Genomic DNA, 18238 nt, shown 5'->3' on the forward strand with positions numbered 1-18238 from the left:
GGTGCGGGGCGCCGTCCGCCGTCCGGGCGGGGGCGACCGGTCAGCAGTCGGCGGTCCCCGCCGCCGGGAGGGGATCGACCGGGGTGAGCGTGCCGACGTACCGTTCGACGGCCTCCGCCCCGATCAGGCAGAGGTCCTCCCGGTGCATCGGGCCGATCAGCTGCACGCCCTGCGGCAGTCCGTCCGCGAGCCCGCCGGGCACGGCCACCGCGGGGAGCCCGACGAAGCTGGTCGCCGTGCACAGCCGCATCGCGCGGGTGACCCGCTCGTGCCCGTCCGCGTCCCGGGACTCCAGGCCGGGTTCGACCGGTGGTTCGGTGAAGACCGGCCCGAGGACCAGGTCGTACTGGCGCAGCAGGTGGGCCCAGTCCCGCTGGAGGCCCAGCCGGACGCCGGTCAGCCGGAGGTACTCGGCGAGTTCGACGGGCGGGGTCCGCGCCATCGACATCTCGACGTAGGCGCGGCTGCCCTCGGGCAGGATCGTGCGCACCCGCGGCCAGGCGAGCGCGAACTCGGTCATCACCAGGTGCCCGTACGCCGCCGTGGTCTCGGCGAGGCGGGGGACGTCCGGGATCTCCTCGACCCGGTGTCCGGCCGCCCGGAGCCCGTCCGCCGCCGCCTCGACGGCGGCCCGGACGTCGGGGTGCACCCCCTGGCCCCCCGGGTCGGCCACCACCGCCACCCGCAGCGGCCCGTCCGGCACCGGCCCGTGCGCCGGCGCGGGAACCACCCGGGGGTCTTGGGGGTCCGGGCCGGCCAGCACCTCGTGGACCAGCCGGAGATCGGTGACGGTACGGGCCAAGGGGCCGTCCACGGGGAGGAGTTGGGAGGCCAGCGGGGGATCGTCGGGGCCGATGCGGTGGTCGGCGGGGTAGCGGCCGTAGGAGGGTTTGAGTCCGACCGTGCCGCAGAAGGCGGCCGGGATGCGGATCGAGCCGCCCGAGTCGTTGCCCAGCCCCAGCGCCGCCATGCCGGAGGCCACGGCGGCGCCGTCACCGCCGCTGCTGCCGCCGGGGGTTCGGCCGGGGTGCCAGGGGTTGCGCGTCGAGCCGAAGAGTTCGCTGTGCGGGTGCATCCCGCCCAGGGTGAGGTCGGGCACGTTGGCGTGCCCGATCGGGACGGCGCCGGCCGCGCGCAGCCGGGCCACCGAGGGGGCGTCCGCCCGCGCCCGGGCCTCCCGGAAGTGCGCCAGACCGTGCGTGGTGGGCACGCCCCGGACGTCGAGGTTCTCCTTCACGGTGAAGGGGACACCGGCCAGCGGGCCGAGCGGCAGGCCGGCCGCCCGCTGCCGGTCGACCTCCCGCGCGTCCCGGCGGGCCTCCTCGGCGAGGGTCCGGGTGACCGCGTTGACCAGCGGGTTCACCGCGGCGATCCGGTCGAGGTGGCGCTCCGTGACCTCCTCGGCGGTGATCTCGCCCGCGGTGACCGCGGCGGCCAACTCGACGGCGGTGCGCTTCCACGGTTCCGATTCCACGGCCCTTGCCTCCCGAGGTTCCGATGCGAGTGCATCGGATCATATCCGGGATTCCGATGCGCTCGCATCGGAATAGGATCGGGCCTCGACCTCGACCCAGGACGGCGGTGCGGAACGTGCCCAGACAGGTGGACCACGACCAGCGGCGGCACCGGGTGGTCGAGGCGGTGTACGCCCTGGCCGACGAACACGGACTAGAGGGCGTGACCCTGCGCGACGTCGCGCGGCGCGCCGGGCTCTCCATGGGGGCGGTCCAGCGTTCCTTCCGCACCAAGGACGAGATGCTCGTCCTCGCCCTGACGCGGGTCAGCGAGGAGTTCACGGACCGGGCGCGGGCGCTCGCCGCCGAGCCCTCCCCCGCCGCGCTGACCCGGGTGGCCGTCGACCTCGCCCTGCTGGACGCCGAGCAACGCCCGGACGCCCAGGTCTGGTTGGCGTTCGTGGCCCGGGCCGCCGTCACCCCCGCGATGGCCCGGATCCTGCGGGAGGGCTACCCGCAGGTGCACCGACTGCTCGCCGAACTGATCCGCGGGGCGGCCGGCCCCGGGGTGGACGCCGAGCACGAGGCCCGCACCCTGCTCGCCCTGGCCGACGGCCTCACCGTCCAGACCTTGCTGGGCCAACTCGACCGGGACCGGGCCCGGGAGGTGCTCGACGCGTACGTGCGGCGGCTGGGTCCGCGCCCTTAGCCGCGGGGCCGGCGCGCCCGCCCCAGCGCCCCGAGGAAGCCGAGCCAGCCCAGCAGCGCCAGCAGCAGGGCCAGCAGGAAGGCGGTCGGCGCGGTCCAGGCGACGGCGGCGATCGCCACCCGCCACCCCACCGGGCCGACCCGGTCGAGGTCCGCGACGCCGAGGGGGCCGCCGGAGATCAGGGCCAGCGCCCCGACCGCGGCGCCGCACCACAGGGCGCCCTCCAGGGTGCGCACCGCGCACCGCCATCCGCCGTCGCCCGCGCGGGTGGCGGACCAGGCGATCGCGGCGCCGGCGGCCAACGGCACCACAAGCACCGTCCAGCGCAGCCAACCCGCGCCGTCGATCGGGCCGGGCACCGCCGCGAAGAGCGGGAAGGGCGGGAGCGAGGGGTCCGCGGAGCCCGCGGTGAACGGGCCGATCGGCGGCCAGGACGAACCGAGGTGGAAGCCGGGCCCCAGGGCGTACCCGGCGCCCCACACCGCGGCGTTCGGCACCAGCACCAGGGCCAGCAGCAGCACCGTGAACTGGCCGGACCAGCCCTCGGTGAGGCCGGGGAACGCGGCGCGGACCTCGTCCCCGTGCCACAGCAGCGACACCCCGACGAGCAGGGCACCGCCGCCCACCAGGGCCAGGGCGCCGACGGCGCCGTCCACCGCGGCGGAGCGGGTGCGCCGGCGGAGCGCGGCGCCGTGCGCGTCGCCGCGCAGCAGCGGGAGGCGGGCCGCCCAGGCGGGGCGTCGTGGCGGCCAGGTGCGGCGGGGGCGCCCGTACGCGGTGCGGATGCCGGCCGCCGCCGCGAGCCCGACCAGGGCGGGGACCCAGCCGCAGGTGCTGGCCCAGGCGGGGCGCAGGGCGCCGCCCGCGGTGTAGCCGGCGGCGGCCAGGGCGACGGTGAGGTAGCCGGCGACCACCCCCGACCAGACCAAGGGCACCGCGCCGGGCCGGGCGGCGTCCCGGGCGGCCCGGTGGACCAGCCAGACGGGGAGGGCGACCAAGAGCAGCGGGGTGACGCCGATCGGGGTGGCGAGGCCGGTGAGGGTGTCGGTGCGCAGCAGGTCGGCGCCGTGGGCGAGCAGCCACAGGGCGGCGGCGGTGCGCAGGGCGCCGCCGGGGCCGCTGTCCGGGTAGGGCGAACTGATCCACAGGGCCAGGACGAGCAGGGTGCAGAGGCTGAGGCCGAGGACGGCGGCCATCGCCCCGGAGACCAGGCAGGCGCCGAGGGCGGGGAGGCGGTCCCGCACCGGGGCGAAGGGGGGTGAGGGGGCCGGTGCTTCGGGGGCGGGCGGGGCGGGGGCGGGGGGCATCCGGGTCACGCCGTCATGCTCCCAACGACACGCGCCTTCTCCGCGTAACGAGCGATTACCGGATGTGTCGCTCAAAATACTTTTATGTTCTTTTCCGCTCGACGGCAGGGCCCGAGAACGGTGTCCGCGGGGCCGCCCCGCCCGGGTGCGGGGGGTCCGCGGTGAGCCGGCGCCCCGCCGCCCCGCTGCCGTCCCCGGGGGAACGCCGACGGCTGCGCGAGGCGGGCGGGCTCACCCCGGAGCAGGTGGCCGACCGGGTGGGGGTCACCCGGGAGACCGTGCGGTCCTGGGAGGCCGGGCGCACCGCTCCGCGCGGGCGCAAGCGCGAGGCGTACGCGGCTCTGCTCGCCGGGCTCGACGCCCGCCGCGCCGACCCCACCGGCGGCCCGGACCCCGCCGCGCCCCTCGACCCCGTCGCCCGACCGGCGGATCCGGCGGCCCCCGTGGCCTCCGCCGCCGCTCCGGGCCCCGCCCCCGCTTCGCCCCCGACGGCCGGTCCCCCGTCTCCGGTGCCGCCGGGGTCCTCCGAGGTTCCCGCGGGGGCGGCCCGGGTCCCGCCGCGGGACCGGCAGCGGCCTCCGGCCCATCCGCCGGACCGGCGCGACCGGCACTCCCGCAAGCCCCCTCAGCACTCCACCACTCCCCCGCGGACGGTCCCGGTCCGCCACGGTCACGCAGCGCCCGGAGGGCCGTCATCCGTGAACGCCATCGCCCACCCCCTGAGCGTCCCCTTCGGTCGTCGGCACGCCGTGGACGGTTCGGTGCTCCACGCCGACCGGACCGCCGGACTCACCCCCGCCCAGGCGTTCGACCGGTTGTACGGGCACAGCGCCCCGGCGCTGGTGCGCCAGACCTATCTGCTCACCGGACGGCGGGCGCTGGCCCAGGAGTCGGTGGAGCGGGCGTTCCACCAGGCGTGGCAGCGGTGGCCGGAGGTGGCCGTGGACCGGGACCCGGCGGGCTGGGTGCGGGCCGCCGCGTACGAGTACGCCGTGTCGCCGTGGCACCGGTTCCGGCGCGCGCACCGCCAACCGGAGCCGCCCCCCGCGCATCCGGAGGACCACGCGCTGCTGGACGCGCTGCTCGCGCTGCCACCGTCCTACCGGCGCACGCTGCTGCTGTACGACGGGGTCGGGCTGGACCTGCCGGAGACCGCGGCGGAGACCGAGGCCAGCACCCCGGCCGCGGCGGGCCGGCTGACCCGGGCGCGGCGCAGCGTCGCCGAGCGGCTGCCCGCCTTCGCCGAGCCCGAGGCGCTGCGGCGGGGCCTGGAGCGGCTGGCCCGCGGCGAGAAGCTCCAGCCGCCGCGCACGGACACCATCCGGGCCGAGTGCGAGCGGCGCGCCCGGTTCTGGACCCGGACCGCGATCGCGTTCACGGTGCTGATCCTCGGCGCCACCGCCCTGACCCTGCGCACCGCGCCCACCGCCTACGAACCGCCCGAGGCGCCGCCGGAGACCGTCCGGGGGGTGCCGCCGCGGTTGGGCCCGGGGCCGCTCACCGAGGACCGGCGGGCGCTCCGCGACCAGCTGCGCGAGGCCCCGGGGCGCGGCCCCCACCGGGTGCATCCGCAGGTCCGCTGAGCCCGCGCGGGGAAGACGCCGGTGGCCCGCACCCCGAGGGGGTGCGGGCCACCGGCGATACCGGAGCGCGGACTACTTGAGCAGCTCGCGGGCGAGGACCGCGGTCTCGGTCGGGGTCTTGCCGACCTTGACGCCCGCGGCCTCCAGGGCCTCCTTCTTGGCCTGGGCCGTGCCGGAGGAGCCGGAGACGATGGCGCCGGCGTGGCCCATGGTCTTGCCCTCGGGCGCGGTGAAGCCCGCCACGTAGCCGACGACCGGCTTGGTGACGTTGGCCTTGATGAAGTCGGCCGCCCGCTCCTCGGCGTCACCGCCGATCTCGCCGATCATGACGATCAGCTCGGTCTCGGGGTCCTCCTGGAACGCGGCGAGCGCGTCGATGTGCGTGGTCCCGATGATCGGGTCGCCACCGATGCCGACGGCGGTGGTGAAACCGATGTCGCGCAGCTCGTACATCATCTGGTACGTCAGCGTGCCGGACTTCGACACCAGGCCGATGCGGCCCGGCTTGGTGATGTCACCGGGGATGATGCCGACGTTCGACTGGCCCGGGGTGATGATGCCGGGGCAGTTGGGGCCGATGATCCGGGTCTTGTTGCCCTTCTCGACCGCGTACGCCCAGAAGGCCGCCGAGTCGTGCACGGCGATGCCCTCGGTGATCACCACGGCGAGCGGGATCTCGGCGTCGATCGCCTCGACGACCGCGTCCTTGGTGAACTTCTCCGGCACGAAGATGACGGTGACGTCGGCGCCGGTCTTGTCGATCGCGTCCTTGACCGAGCCGAAGACGGGGATCTCGGTGCCGTCGAAGTCGACCGTGGTGCCCGCCTTGCGCGGGTTCACGCCGCCGACGACGTTGGTGCCGTCACCGAGCATGAGGCGGGTGTGCTTCATGCCGGTCGCCCCGGTCATGCCCTGGACGATGACCTTGCTGTCCTTGGTGAGGAAGATAGCCATGGCTGTGGAAACCTCGTCCCTTACTTCGCAGCCGCGAGCTCGGCGGCCTTGTCGGCCGCTCCGTCCATGGTGTCCACGCGCTGCACCAGCGGGTGGTTGGCGTCGGACAGGATCTTGCGACCCAGCTCCGCGTTGTTGCCGTCGAGGCGGACGACGAGGGGCTTGGTGACCTCTTCGCCCTTGTCCTTGAGCAGCTGGAGGGCCTGGACGATGCCGTTGGCGACCTCGTCGCAGGCGGTGATGCCGCCGAAGACGTTGACGAACACGGACTTGACGTCCGCGTCGCCCAGGATGATCTCCAGGCCGTCGGCCATGACCTGCGCCGAGGCGCCGCCGCCGATGTCGAGGAAGTTGGCGGGCTTGACGCCACCGTGGTTCTCGCCGGCGTAGGCGACGACGTCCAGGGTGCTCATCACGAGACCCGCGCCGTTGCCGATGATGCCGACCTCGCCGTCGAGCTTGACGTAGTTGAGGTTCTTGGCCTTGGCGGCGGCCTCCAGCGGGTTGGCCGCGGCCTTGTCCTCCAGGGCGGCGTGCTCCGGCTGGCGGAACTCGGCGTTGGCGTCCAGGGACACCTTGCCGTCGAGGGCGATGACCCGGCCGTCGGCGACCTTGGCCAGCGGGTTGACCTCGACCAGGAGCGCGTCCTCGGCCTTGAAGGTGTCCCACAGGGTGACCAGGATCTCGGCGACCTGCTCGGCGACCTCGGCCGGGAACTTCGCCTGGGCGACGATCTCGCGGGCCTTCTCGATGGTCACGCCCTGGTTGGCGTCGACGGGCACCTTGGCGAGGGCCTCGGGGGTGTTGGCGGCCACCTCCTCGATGTCCATGCCGCCCTGGACCGACGCCATGGCGAGGAAGGTCCGGTTGGTGCGGTCCAGGAGGTAGGAGACGTAGTACTCCTCGGCGATCTCCGGGGCCGTCTCGGCGATCATCACCTTGTGGACCGTGTGGCCCTTGATGTCCATGCCGAGGATGTCCGTCGCGCGGGCGACGGCCTCGTCGGGCGTCGCGGCCAGCTTGACGCCGCCCGCCTTGCCACGACCGCCGACCTTCACCTGCGCCTTGACGACCGACTTGCCGCCCAGTCGCTCGGTCGCCTCGCGCGCCGCCTCAGGCGTGTCGATGACTTCACCGGCCAGCACCGGTACACCGTGCTTGGCGAAGAGGTCCCTCGCCTGGTACTCGAACAGGTCCACGCGCGTCCGTCCCTATCGTGATCTCGCGGTTCGTTGTCTGCGTGGGCGTGCCGCGATGGGCAACGTGACTCCGCGGTCACTTGGGATGCGCACACGGTCGGCCGGGCACGCGGCATGTCCGTCTCGCAGGTTATCCCCGTCCGGTGGGGGACTTCTCGCCGTGGGTGGTCCGGAGCCGGTGATAACAGTCACAGGGGCGCACGGGGCGGGTGGGAGGGCCGTGGTGCGCGGGGTGCGCCCCGCTCGTCCGGGCCTGCGCGACGGTCCCCCGGGCCCGGGGGAGGAGGGGCGGCGGCGCCTGCGGCCACCCGCCCCTACAGGGTGCCGGCGCCCTCCCCGGCAGTGGGCGGGACGACCGGACGGCCTTCCAGTGCGGCGGCCATGACCTCGGGGAACGCGTCGGGCGTGCAGGCGAAGGCGGGGACGCCGAGCGCGGCGAGCTCGGCCGCCTGCCGGTGGTCGTAGGCCGGAGCGCCCTCGTCGGAGAGCGCGAGCAGCACCAGGCACCGCACCCCGGACGCCCGGAGCGCCGCGACCCGTTTCGTCAGCTCGCCCCGCACCCCGCCCTCGTGCAGGTCGGATATCAGGACGAGGACCGTTTCGGCCGGCCGGGTGATCCGCTGCTGGCAGTGGGCGAGGGCCCGGGCGATGTCCGTGCCGCCGCCGAGCCGGGTGCCGAAGAGCACGTCCACCGGATCGTCCAGCGCCTCGGTGAGGTCCACCACCGCGGTGTCGAAGACGACCAGTCGGGTGGTGAGCGTCCGGATCGACGCCAGCACCGCGCCGAAGACCGCCGCGTACACCACGGACGCCGCCATCGAACCGGACTGGTCGACGCAGAGGAACACGTCCTTGCCGACCGCCCGGTCCGCCCGTCCCCGGCCGACCAGCCGTTCGGGGACGAGCGTGCGGTGCTCCGGCAGGTAGTGGACCAGGTTGGCGGCGATCGTCCGGTTCCAGTCGATGTCCCGGTGACGGGGGCGCCGCACCCGGGCGCCCCGGTCCAGGGCGCCCCGGACGGCGGTGCGGGTACGGGACGCGAGCCGGCGCTCCAGCTCCGCCACCACGGTGCGGACCACCGTGCGCGCCGTCTGCCGGGTCCGCTCCGGCAGGGCCTGCCGCAGTGACAGCAGGGCGCCCACCAGGTGGACGTCCGGGGTGACCTCCGCCAGGAGCTCCGGCTCCAGCAGCAGCGCGGTCAGCCCGAGCCGGTCGATCGCGTCCCGCTGCATCACCTGGACCACCGAGGACGGGAAGTGGGTGCGGAGGTCGCCGAGCCAGCGGGTGACGGAGGGGGCGGAGGCGCCGAGGCCGCCGGTGCGGTCGGCGCCCGGGGACGCGGGGTCGGGCCGCTCGTAGAGGGCGGCGAGGGTGCGGTCCAGTGCGGCGTCAGTGCCGGAGAGGGGCGGCGCCGGATCCGGGGCGGCCGGCGCGCCGAGCACCAGCCGCCAGCGTCGGGCCCGCTCGACGGCCGGGTCCGGCAGGGGCGCGGGCGGAACGTCCGGTGCGGTCATGCGGGGGTCTCCTCGCCGGGTGCCGGGGGGTCGGGGGTGGGCGGGGCGGGCCCGAGGAGCAGCGTCAGGACCGTGTCGACCGCGGCGGCCCGCACCGGGTCGGGTTCCGCGCCGAAGCCGGTCGCGGCCGGGCCGGCACCGCCGGGCCCGGCCCGCCCGCGGACCAGTTCGCCCAGGGTGCGGCGGACGGCCGGCTCGTAGGCGGCGAAGGTCCGCCGCAGCAGCGGCAGCACCTCCGTGAACGCCTGCGCGGGGACCGCGCACAGCCAGCGGTCGACCAGTTCCCGCACCCGCGGGTCGTGGACCAGCAGCAGACCGCCGCCGGGCCCCCCGCCGACGAATCCGTCCAACCAGGCGGCGGCCTCCCGCGGCGGGGTGCCGGGCGACAGGGCCAGGCCCAGCAGTCGGGCCGCCGTCTCCTCGGCGAGTTCGCCCTCGTCCAGCAGGACGCGGGCGGCCCGCCCCCGGAGGGTGCCGTGCACCCGCTCCCGGGTGGCGAGCAGGTGCAGCACTCCGTACCAGCGGGCGAGCGGACCGGCCCGGGGGGCCGCGCCCCGTCCGCCGCCCCGTCCGGCCGGGGCGGGTGGGGCGCCGGGGCCCGGCCGGGGGTCGGGCGCGCCAGGTGCTGCCGGGGGCGGCGCGGGGGCCCGGGCGAGCAGGCCCACCGCCCCGTGCACCGCGTCCAGGTGCACCCGCATCGCGGCGGCGGCCTCCTCGTCCAGCGCCGTGCACGCCAGGGGCAGGCCCACGCACACCCGTTCGGCGAGGCCCTCGGCGACGGTGCGCAGCGCGCCCGTGTCGGTGCCCCGGACGTCGCCGTACCGCACCGCCCGGACCAGGGCGGGCAGTGCGGCGGCCAGCCGGCCGACGTCCGGGTCGAGGGCGGCCCGGTCGGCGAGCACCCGCATCACCGCCGCCAGCGCCTCCCCGAGGTCGGCCAGCAGACAGCGTTCGGCCAGGGCGGTGACCTCGGCGAGCCCCTCGGCGGACACCGCCCGCGCCTGGGTGCGGGCGGCAGCGGCCTCCCGCACCGTGCTCCCCCACACACCCGCCTCGGCGACCCGCACCGCGAGTTCCGGTCGCCACCGCAGTCGCCACGCCTCCCGGAAGGTGCCGGTGCCGGGGCGGGCGTCCACCGGCTCGCCCCAGGCCACGTCGAGCAGGCGCAGCCGGTGCAGCAGTCGGCTGCGTTCGGCGTCGAGGGGCTTGCGCAGGTCGAGTTCCCGCTCCCGTTCCGCCGCTTCGGGAGCGAGCCGCAGGGTGCGCTGGAGCCGGTTCAGGTCTCGCTGGAGCGGTGCGGCGGGCGCCGCCTCGGGCACCCGCCCCAGGGCGTCCCCGACGACGAGCCGGTCGTGCACCAGGGCCAGCGGCACCTCCGAGCCCTCGCACATCACGGCCCGCACCGCGTCCAGGGTCTCGGGCAGCCCGGGCAGCGGCCGGCCGCGGAGCGCGGCCAGCGCCCCGGCCAGCCGCACGGCCTCGATCACCTCGGCGGAGGAGACGGCCCGCCCCTCGGCCCGCAGCAGCCCGGCGACCTCGGTCAGCCAGCGCTCCACGGGGCGGTCGGGGCTGCGGAACAGGTGCCCGTACCAGCCGGGCGAGCCGATGCCCGCGCCGTACCCGTCGTCCCGGGTCAGCCTGCGGTGGGTCCACGGCACCCAGGTGAGCTCCACCCGCACCTTCGGCAGCCCGCGCAGCCGCTCCCGGTCGGAGGCGACCGGGACCGGCCGGCGCAGCGCCGGCACGTGCCAGGCGCCGCACACCACGGCGACCCCGTCGCCGAACTCCCGGCGGGCCGCCCGCAGCCGCAGCCGCATCTGGGCCTCGCGGGCCACCTCCCAGCCGGGGTCGCCCCCGGCCCCGGCAGACGCCGGTTCCGTCTCCCGCAGGGCGGTCATCGCCTCCGCCAGCGCCGCGAACGGGGCCAGCGGATCGCCGGGGGCGGCCGTGGCCGACGGGTGTTCGACCACGTCCTCCCACCAGTGCTCGGGGTCAAAGTGCCCGGCCGCCGCGGCGAGTTCGGCCACCGGGTCGCGGTGCCCCCCGGGTCGGGACGGGGCGGACGGCCGGGCCAACGAGTGGGCGGCCGGGATGTCGACGAACCGCACCGGCACGCCGCGCCGCAGGGCCCAGCGCAGGGCGACCCACTCCGGGGAGAACTCCGCGAACGGCCAGCAGGCCGTGGCCTCCGGGTCGTCCGGCACCCGCGCCAGCAGCGCCACCGGGGGCCGCATCCCCGGGTCGGCGGCGAGCGGCAGCAGTGCGTCGGCCTCCGGGGGCCCCTCGATCAGCACGGCCGGCGGCTCCGCCGCCGTCAGGGCGGCGGCCACGCCGCGCGCCGAGCCGGGGCCGTGGTGGCGGACGCCGAGCAGCAGCGGGCCGGCCGCGGGGGTGCGCGTCCCGGTCATGCGCCCACCTCCCGGCAGGCGCGGTAGAGGTCCGTCCAGCCCTCGCGTTCGCGGACCACCGTCTCCAGGTACTCCTCCCAGACCACCCGGTCGGTGGCCGGGTCGCGGACGACGGCCCCCCGCAGTCCCGCGGCAAAGTCGGCGGGGCGCAGCGCGCCGTCGCCGAAGTGGGCGGCGAGCGCGAGTCCCTGGGTGACCACGGAGATCGCCTCGGCGGTGGAGAGCGTGCCGCTGGGGGACTTCACCCTGGTCCGGCCGTCGACGGTGACCCCCTCGCGCAGTTCGCGGAAGACGGTGACCACCCGTCGGATCTCCCGGGCGCCGTCCGTCGCGGACGGCAGGTCGAGCGCTCCGCCGAGCTGTCCGACCCGGCGGGCGACGATCTCGACCTCGTCGTCGGCGCTCGCCGGCAGCGGCAGCACCACCGTGTTGAACCGGCGGCGCAGCGCGCCGGACAGTTCGTTGACGCCGCGGTCGCGGTCGTTGGCGGTGGCGATGAGGTTGAAGCCGCGGACGGCCTGGACCTCCTCTCCGAGTTCAGGGATCGGCAGGGTCTTCTCGGAGAGGATCGTGATGAGGGAGTCCTGCACGTCGGCGGGGATGCGGGTGAGTTCCTCCACCCGGGCCAGCCGCCCCTCGGCCATGGCCCGCAGCACGGGGCCGGGGACGAGGGCCTCGCGGCCGGGTCCGTGCGCCAGCAGCCGGGCGTAGTTCCAGCCGTAGCGCAGCGCTTCCTCCGGGGTGCCCGCGGTGCCCTGGACCAGCAGGGTCGAGTCCCCGCTGACGGCCGCCGCGAGGTGCTCGGAGAGCCAGGTCTTCGCGGTGCCGGGCACTCCGAGCAGCAGCAGGGCGCGGTCGGTGGCGAGGGTGGTGACGGCGACCTCGACGACGCGCCGCGGGCCGACGTACTTGGGGGTGATGACGGTGCCGTCCGGGAGGCTGCCGCCGAGGACGTAGGTGGCGACCGCCCGCGGCGAGAGCCGCCAGCGCTCCGGGCGGGGACGGTCGTCGTGGACGGCGAGCGCGGCGAGTTCGGCGGCGAAGGCGTCCTCGGCATGCGGCCGGAGCACCTCGCTCCCGACGCCTGCGGACGGTGCGGCCGAGGCACCCGACGTCGGTGCGGCCGATGCCGTCGGCGACACGGACGGTGAGGAAGTGGATGGTGTGGGCACGGGCACGGACATGTGGCGGTCCCCCTCCAGATCGAAGCTTTCTGATCCGCTGTCCACCGTGCACCACGCCACTGACAATGCCCCCCGGTCTTGGTGAACGCGCAGGTCAGGGCGGATTGTCAGTGGCGCCCCCTACGGTCGGTGGCATGTCGGGAGAGGAGGCGCGGGGCATGCCGGGGACACGGGGGACGGGAAACGGGCCGCACGCAGCCGTAGGTGACCGTGCGTCACGCACGGGTCTGTCCGGTGCCGTCCGCGGGGGCACCGCCCCGGTGGACCCGGAGGCGGCCCGCCGGCGGGCGGAGCGGCGGGCCGCGCGGGTCACGGCCGGAGCCCGGGAGTTGCAGGAGCGGCTCGCCGACGTACTGCGCGGGGGGCTGGCCGCGGCCGAACGGGAGGGGGCCGCGGCGTGGGAGGAGACCGCGGCGCGGATGGTGGACGCGCAGGCGCCCGGACTCGCCGCGCGGGTGCGGGGGTTGGGCGCGCTACCGGGGGCCGGGCCGGGAGGACCGGCCCGGCTGGTGGAGGAGTGCGCGCTGCTGCACCTGCTGGTCGGGGGGTGGCTGCGCCGGGACGCCCTGCCGGCCCCGCTGGCCGCCACGGTGCGCACCCGGGTGGGGCTGCCGTCCGTGCCGCGGGGGGAGCCGGTGCCGGACCGGTGGCTGGTGCTGGCGCAGCACGACCACCAGGACCCGTACGACCGGGGCGGGGGCGCCCGGTTGACGGTCCGCCGGATCTGGGTGCACGGGGCGGGGTCCGGCCGGACGGGGCTGGTGCTGTCGTACGGGGCACCGGGGCGGGCGCCCGAACTGTCGCTGCCGGTCGGGGGCGTGGTGGCGGCGACGGCACTCCCCCACCCGGGGGCGGCGTGGTCGCGGCTGGACCTGGGGGAGGTGCGCGGGGTGACGCCGCCGCCCCCGGGCGGGCGGGCGCCCGGGGCTCGGGTCCCGGCGGGCGGGTCGGTGGCGGCGGCGCTCGCCGGGTACGGGGCGGCGGTGGCGGCGGACCCCTGGACGGAGGGGCGGGCGGTGACGCTCGCGGGGGTGGTGCCCGTGCTCACCGGGGAGGGGCGGGGGCAGGTGGTCGAGCCGTCGACCGGTCGGGCGTTGCCGTTCGTGCCGGAGTTCCCGCGGGGCGCGGCGCCGTGGCGGCTGGTCGCCTTCGCGGGCGGCACGGGGGTGACCGTCTTCGGGGAGCTGGGGCACACGGGTCTGCGCCCGCTCGCCGTGTGGGGCGCGGACGGGGTGGTGGTGCCCCTGGGGTGACGCGGACGGGGCAAGGACGGATCGGCGGGCCGAGGGAGCGGGGGCGCATGGGTCGGGAGGAACGCGGACGCGCGGGCGGACGGACCGCCGGGGCGGGCGGCGACAGGGCCGTCGGCGGGGCGGGCACCGGTGGCGCGGGGGCCGCGCCGGACGGGGAGTGGGAGGCGCTGGTGGTGGCCGCGCTGGTGGGCACCGACCGGCGGGGGGTGCCCGGAGGGCCGGCCGCGTTGCTGGACGCGTTGGCCGCCCGGGTGGTGCGACGGCGGGCGGGCCTCACGCCGGCGGTCGCGGCACCGTTGCCGCCGCCCGCGCCCGTCGACCCGCGACCGCCCACCCCGCCCTCGGCGGCGCACCGGCTGTCGACCCTGCTGGCGGAGTTGTCGCGCCCCGGTGACGCCGGCCGCCGGGGGGCCGCGCCCGGACTGCCCCAGCTGACGGAGTTGCTGCCCGAATGGCTGGCGGTGGCGAACGCGCACGGCTACGCGCCGCGGCCCGAGGTGCTGCCCGCCCTGTTGGACGCGGCCCGGGCGCGTACCGATCTGCGGCCGGCGGTCCTCCGGTACGCGGGGGTGCGCGCCCGGTGGCTGGCCGGGCTCAACCCCGATTGGCGGTTCGTGCTGCGCGCGGGGGCGGCCGGGACGGACCCGGTGGCCGGGGAGGGGCCGGAGGCGGTGCGGCGGCGCTGGCGGGAGGGGTTGTTCGCGGAACGGGCCGCGCTGCTGGAGTCCTTGCGGCTCCGGGACCCTGACGCGGCGCGCGCCCTGCTCGTCGAGGGCTGGGCGCAGGAGCGGGCGGAGGACCGGCTGATGTTCCTCGACGCGCTGCGCACCGGGCTGGGGCCGGCCGACGAGCCGTTCCTGGAGGCGGCCCTGACCGACCGCAGCCGCAACGTCCGGGCCACGGCCGCCGAGCTGCTGGCGGGGCTGCCGCGGTCCGCGCTGGCCGGGCGGATGGCGCGGCGGGCGGCGGCCTGCGTGGCGCCGGAGCGCGGCGAGGGGGTGACCACGATCGTGGTGGAGGCGCCGCACTCCTGCGATCCCGCACTGGAGCGCGACGGCGTGCTGGCGAGACCGCCGGCCGGACGGGGCGAACGCTCCTGGTGGCTGGGCCAGTTGGTGGCGGCGGCCCCGCTCGACCGGTGGCCCGGCCGGCTGGGCGTGGCGGGCCCGGCGGCGGTGCTGGCGCTTGCGGTGGCCGACGGCTGGCGCGAGGAACTGCACGCCGCCTGGTGCCGGGCGGCGGTCCGGCAGCGGAACGCCGACTGGGCGCGGGCGCTGCTGGGCGCGCCCACAGCTCCGGAGGCGGGCGGGTCGGGGGCCGTGTCGCTGGCCGACCGGGCGAGGCTGCTGGCCGTGCTGCCGGCGGCGGAACGGGCCGACTGGGTGGCGGGGTTCGTCGCCGGGCACGGGCTGTCGGAGGCGTTCCAGTTGCTCGGCGGCTGTGCGGTGCCCTGGTCCCGTTCGTTGGGCCGGGCGGTGGTCGACGCCTTGGACATCGCCCGGGACGCGGGCGGCTACCCGTGGAGCTTCAGCGGGGTGATGGGGCTCGCGGAGCGCTGCCTGGATCCGGCGGAGGGGGAACGGCTCGCGGCGACGACGGGGCTCACGGCAGCCACCGCCGCACCGGCGGACGCGGCGCCCGGGGCGGGCGACTACTGGGCCGAGTCCTTCCGACGCCTGGTGGCGACCTTGCGGCTGCGGGCGGTGATGCTGGCCGAGTTGGCACCCGCCCCCGGTACGTGAGTCGGTCGGGGGCGGCTCGACGTGCGCGGGGCCGGCCCCACGCACGTTCGGGGGCCGGCGGCCGCGGTGGCGCTACGCCTGGGCGGACGGGGTGCGGATGTTCTCCCGCACCCACTCCACGATGGCCGTGGTGGTGGCGCCCGGGGTGAAGATCTCGGCGACGCCGCGTTCCTTGAGCGGGCCGATGTCGGCTTCGGGGATGATGCCGCCGCCGAAGACCTTGATGTCCTGCGCGTCGCGTTCCGCGAGGAGTTCGAGGACCCGGGCGAAGAGGGTGTTGTGGGCGCCGGAGAGGACGGAGAGCCCGATCGCGTCGGCGTCCTCCTGGATCGCGGTGTCGACGATCTGTTCCGGGGTCTGGTGCAGTCCGGTGTAGATGACCTCCATCCCGGCGTCCCGCAGCGCCCTCGCGATGACCTTCGCGCCCCGGTCGTGGCCGTCGAGTCCCGGCTTGGCGACCACCACGCGGATCGGCCCGGCTGTCACACCCATCACTGCCTCCCAGTACGTACGAGAACGGACCGCCGAGGGGCGTCCACCCACGGTGCCCCCGGACGTCGACGGCTGCTCCGTCGCCGGTGCCCCGGCCCCGCGGACCCGGTTGGTGAACGAACGTTATCCCGGGCGCGGGGCCGGCCGTCAGCTCCGCGGAGCCGGCCGAGGGGGAAATCACACGCGGGAGGAGCCCGCGGCGGCGCCCCGCGCAGGGACGGGGCGCCGGGCGCCCGCGAGCCGTCGAGCGGTCACCTCCGGTGCCCGGGAAGTGCTCGACGGTGACGGGATACGGGCCGCCACGCCCGCGCCGGACACGCACCGAGCGACCGTGACCGAGATCACATCCGATATCCGCAACCGGAACGTCAGCATCCGCTCCGTACTCCGCGCCTCCCCCCGCTCCCCCTCCCGAGGGGCGACGGAAGGAGACCCTCCCCGTCCGGACCCACCCCGGTCGCCCCTGATCCCGACCGCCCCGAGGCGCTTCCCTCACCCCGCGACACGCCCCCGCACGCCCTCCGCGTTCGACCGCGGACGTGCCCCGTCGACCTCCTACCACAAGAACGCCCGATGATCGAACGTTAATCGAACACATGGCCAAGGCTCCGTCGAGGGGCCGTCAAAAGGCGACCGAATGCCCCTTTCACGCCGGCGGGAAACCCGACGAAGATTGTCCCGCCCGCATACCGCCGGGTACAGTCGCCGCACTTGCTCCGCCCCCTGGGCCCACCCCGCACGGCACCGTCGTCAGGTCCCAGCCCAGCTCCTGACTTCCGAGCGAAAGAGAAGTTGGTGAACGACCGTCACTCGGCGGGGATCGCTACTCCCCCGGAAGTACCGCAGGAAGCGGATGCGTTCCCCTTCGGAACGTACGACCAGGGCGTCCAGCACCATGGTTACGGGGGCTACGGAGACCAGGGGGGCCACGTCAACGGTTCGTTCGCCACCGGCTACGACCCCGACCCGCTGTACGGCGGACCCGCCGCCCCCTCGGACGGCGTGGACGCCTACGACGGAGGGACCTGGGCCGCGGCGCCGGCGACGTATCCGGACGGCGTCGACACCGGCACCCACGCCGCGTTCGGCGGCTACGAGACCTATCCGGCGCAGCAGCAGGCGTACGACACCGGAGCGACCGACTCCTATGCCACCGGCGGCGGTTGGGAGGTCCACGGGTATCCGCTCGGCGGACTCCCCGAGGAGGCACAGCCCGGTGCGGTGCCCTCCGGCGACACCGGCCAGTGGCAGACGCAGCAGTTCGCCGGGGCGACCTACGACACCGGCTCCTTCGCCCCCCAGGAGTTCGCCGTCACCGGCACCGACTCCGGCGCGTACGACGCGACCGCCTGGAACTCCGCCGGCGCCGCCGACGCCACCCTGTACGACGCGTACCCCGCCTACGACGGGCAGGGGACCTCGGAGCCCTACGGACAGCCCGGTCCCACCGGTTCGGAGGGCTATCCGGCACCGGCGCCGGCCTCCTTCGACCAGCAGGAGACCATCTGCGCGGGACTCGACACCTCCGCGCTGCTGGAGCACGACGCGACCAGCGTCCTCCCCGCCCTCACCGACACCGCGTTCGGCGACGCCGAGCGTCCCGCCGAGGACCTCGACCCCCTGGACATGGGCCCGGTGGTGCTGTCGCAGCGGACCGCCCCCGGCGGCCGGCCCCGCTCGCGTCGCCGCACCCCCGCGGGGCGCACCCCGGCCAAGCGGTCCGCGCTGTTGACCGTCGCGGTGCCCTCCGCCTGCGTGATGGGAGTGGCCGGCATCGCCGCCGCCTCCGTCGGTCTGGGCGGCGACTCCGAGGAGAAGGAGACCACGGTCGCCGCGCCCGAGGTCGCCCCGGTCAAGCCGTCCGTCGTCAACAGCAAGCTCGACACCCAGATCGCGGGTCTCTCCGCGGACGCCGGCGACTTCGCCGACCGGGCCAGCCGCACCCAGGAGCGCATCGACTTCAAGGTCCGGCAGGAGGCGGAGCGCAAGCGGGCCGCTGAGGAGGCCGCCCGCAAGGAGCGGCTGCGCCCCAAGTTCGCCCTGCCGGTGGACCGGAACGGGCTGAGCGCCTACTACGGCCAGGCCGGCATCAACTGGATGTCCCTGCACACCGGTATCGACTTCCCGGTCGGCTACGGCACCCCGGTGAAGGCCGCCACCGACGGCACCGTCCGGACGCAGATCAACCCCGCCTACGGCAACATGGTCATCCTCACCGCCAAGGACGGCACCGAGACCTGGTACTGCCACCTCTCCCGGTACACCGTGGTGAACGGTCCGGTGAAGGCGGGCGACGTCATCGCCTACTCCGGGGACTCCGGCAACTCCACCGGCCCGCACCTGCACTTCGAGGTCCGTCCCGGCGGCGGCTCCCCGGTGGACCCGCTGGCCTGGTTCCGCAGCCACGGGCTCGACCCGACCTGATCGCCGCACCCCGAA

The 18238-nt window shown here is 76.4% G+C and carries 13 protein-coding genes; 5 read left to right on the plus strand and 8 right to left on the minus strand.

Annotation, left to right across the window (positions count from 1 at the left end):
• Positions 1–40 precede the first annotated feature (40 nt).
• On the minus strand, positions 41–1474 hold the full coding sequence (locus ACSMX9_RS09625) for an amidase (protein WP_445401628.1): 1434 nt from the start codon (positions 1472–1474) through the stop codon (positions 41–43).
• Positions 1475–1590: 116 nt separating this feature from the next.
• On the opposite strand from ACSMX9_RS09625, the gene ACSMX9_RS09630 reads away from it, so the two are divergent.
• Positions 1591–2163: a TetR/AcrR family transcriptional regulator gene (locus ACSMX9_RS09630; protein ID WP_445401630.1), complete on the plus strand. Its 573-nt coding sequence runs from the start codon at positions 1591–1593 to the stop codon at positions 2161–2163.
• Here ACSMX9_RS09630 and ACSMX9_RS09635 read toward each other — a convergent pair.
• Entirely contained in the window at positions 2160–3470 is a 1311-nt protein-coding gene (locus ACSMX9_RS09635) for a cell division protein PerM (protein ID WP_445402945.1), read from the minus strand. The genes ACSMX9_RS09630 and ACSMX9_RS09635 overlap by 4 nt on opposite strands.
• 161 nt (positions 3471–3631) lie before the next feature.
• Between ACSMX9_RS09635 and ACSMX9_RS09640 the strand changes: the two genes are divergently transcribed.
• Complete coding sequence (locus ACSMX9_RS09640; protein WP_445401632.1) at positions 3632–5053, plus strand: sigma factor-like helix-turn-helix DNA-binding protein; 1422 nt, start codon at positions 3632–3634, stop codon at positions 5051–5053.
• A 72-nt stretch (positions 5054–5125) separates the two neighbouring features.
• On the opposite strand, the gene sucD is transcribed toward ACSMX9_RS09640, so the two are convergent.
• The 5 genes from sucD to ACSMX9_RS09665 all read right to left on the minus strand — a co-directional run bounded on the left by sucD (position 5126) and on the right by ACSMX9_RS09665 (position 12312).
• Positions 5126–6007: a succinate--CoA ligase subunit alpha gene (gene sucD / locus ACSMX9_RS09645; protein ID WP_351246973.1), complete on the minus strand. Its 882-nt coding sequence runs from the start codon at positions 6005–6007 to the stop codon at positions 5126–5128.
• 20 nt (positions 6008–6027) lie between these two features.
• Positions 6028–7206: an ADP-forming succinate--CoA ligase subunit beta gene (gene sucC, locus ACSMX9_RS09650; RefSeq protein ID WP_445401634.1), complete on the minus strand. Its 1179-nt coding sequence runs from the start codon at positions 7204–7206 to the stop codon at positions 6028–6030.
• 314 nt (positions 7207–7520) lie between these two features.
• On the minus strand, positions 7521–8720 hold the full coding sequence (locus ACSMX9_RS09655; protein ID WP_445401636.1) for a VWA domain-containing protein: 1200 nt from the start codon (positions 8718–8720) through the stop codon (positions 7521–7523).
• The gene (locus tag ACSMX9_RS09660; protein WP_445401638.1) at positions 8717–11128 is read right to left on the minus strand and encodes a DUF5682 family protein; all 2412 of its coding nucleotides are present in this window, start codon (positions 11126–11128) and stop codon (positions 8717–8719) included. Before ACSMX9_RS09660 ends, ACSMX9_RS09655 begins: the two co-directional genes overlap by 4 nt.
• A complete protein-coding gene (locus tag ACSMX9_RS09665) occupies positions 11125–12312 on the minus strand; it encodes an ATP-binding protein (protein WP_445401640.1) in 1188 nt (395 codons plus the stop codon). The genes ACSMX9_RS09660 and ACSMX9_RS09665 overlap by 4 nt, the downstream gene beginning before the upstream one ends.
• Before the next feature lie 260 nt (positions 12313–12572).
• On the opposite strand from ACSMX9_RS09665, the gene ACSMX9_RS09670 reads away from it, so the two are divergent.
• Together ACSMX9_RS09670 and ACSMX9_RS09675 are read left to right on the plus strand one after the other, a co-directional pair.
• Positions 12573–13565, plus strand: a complete 993-nt coding sequence (locus ACSMX9_RS09670) for a hypothetical protein (protein WP_445401642.1) — start codon at positions 12573–12575, stop codon at positions 13563–13565.
• A gap of 47 nt (positions 13566–13612) precedes the next feature.
• Positions 13613–15307 (plus strand): DUF5691 domain-containing protein, encoded by a 1695-nt coding sequence (locus tag ACSMX9_RS09675; RefSeq protein ID WP_445401644.1) that lies wholly within the window; start codon positions 13613–13615, stop codon positions 15305–15307.
• 72 nt (positions 15308–15379) lie between these two features.
• Here the strand turns inward: ACSMX9_RS09675 and ACSMX9_RS09680 are convergent, their stop codons facing one another.
• The gene (locus ACSMX9_RS09680; RefSeq protein WP_445401646.1) at positions 15380–15799 is read right to left on the minus strand and encodes a cobalamin B12-binding domain-containing protein; all 420 of its coding nucleotides are present in this window, start codon (positions 15797–15799) and stop codon (positions 15380–15382) included.
• A gap of 795 nt (positions 15800–16594) precedes the next feature.
• Here ACSMX9_RS09680 and ACSMX9_RS09685 point away from each other — a divergent pair.
• On the plus strand, positions 16595–18223 hold the full coding sequence (locus tag ACSMX9_RS09685) for a M23 family metallopeptidase (protein WP_445401648.1): 1629 nt from the start codon (positions 16595–16597) through the stop codon (positions 18221–18223).
• Positions 18224–18238: the final 15 nt, after the last annotated feature.

This window comes from Streptomyces sp. LE64 (assembly GCF_052606915.1).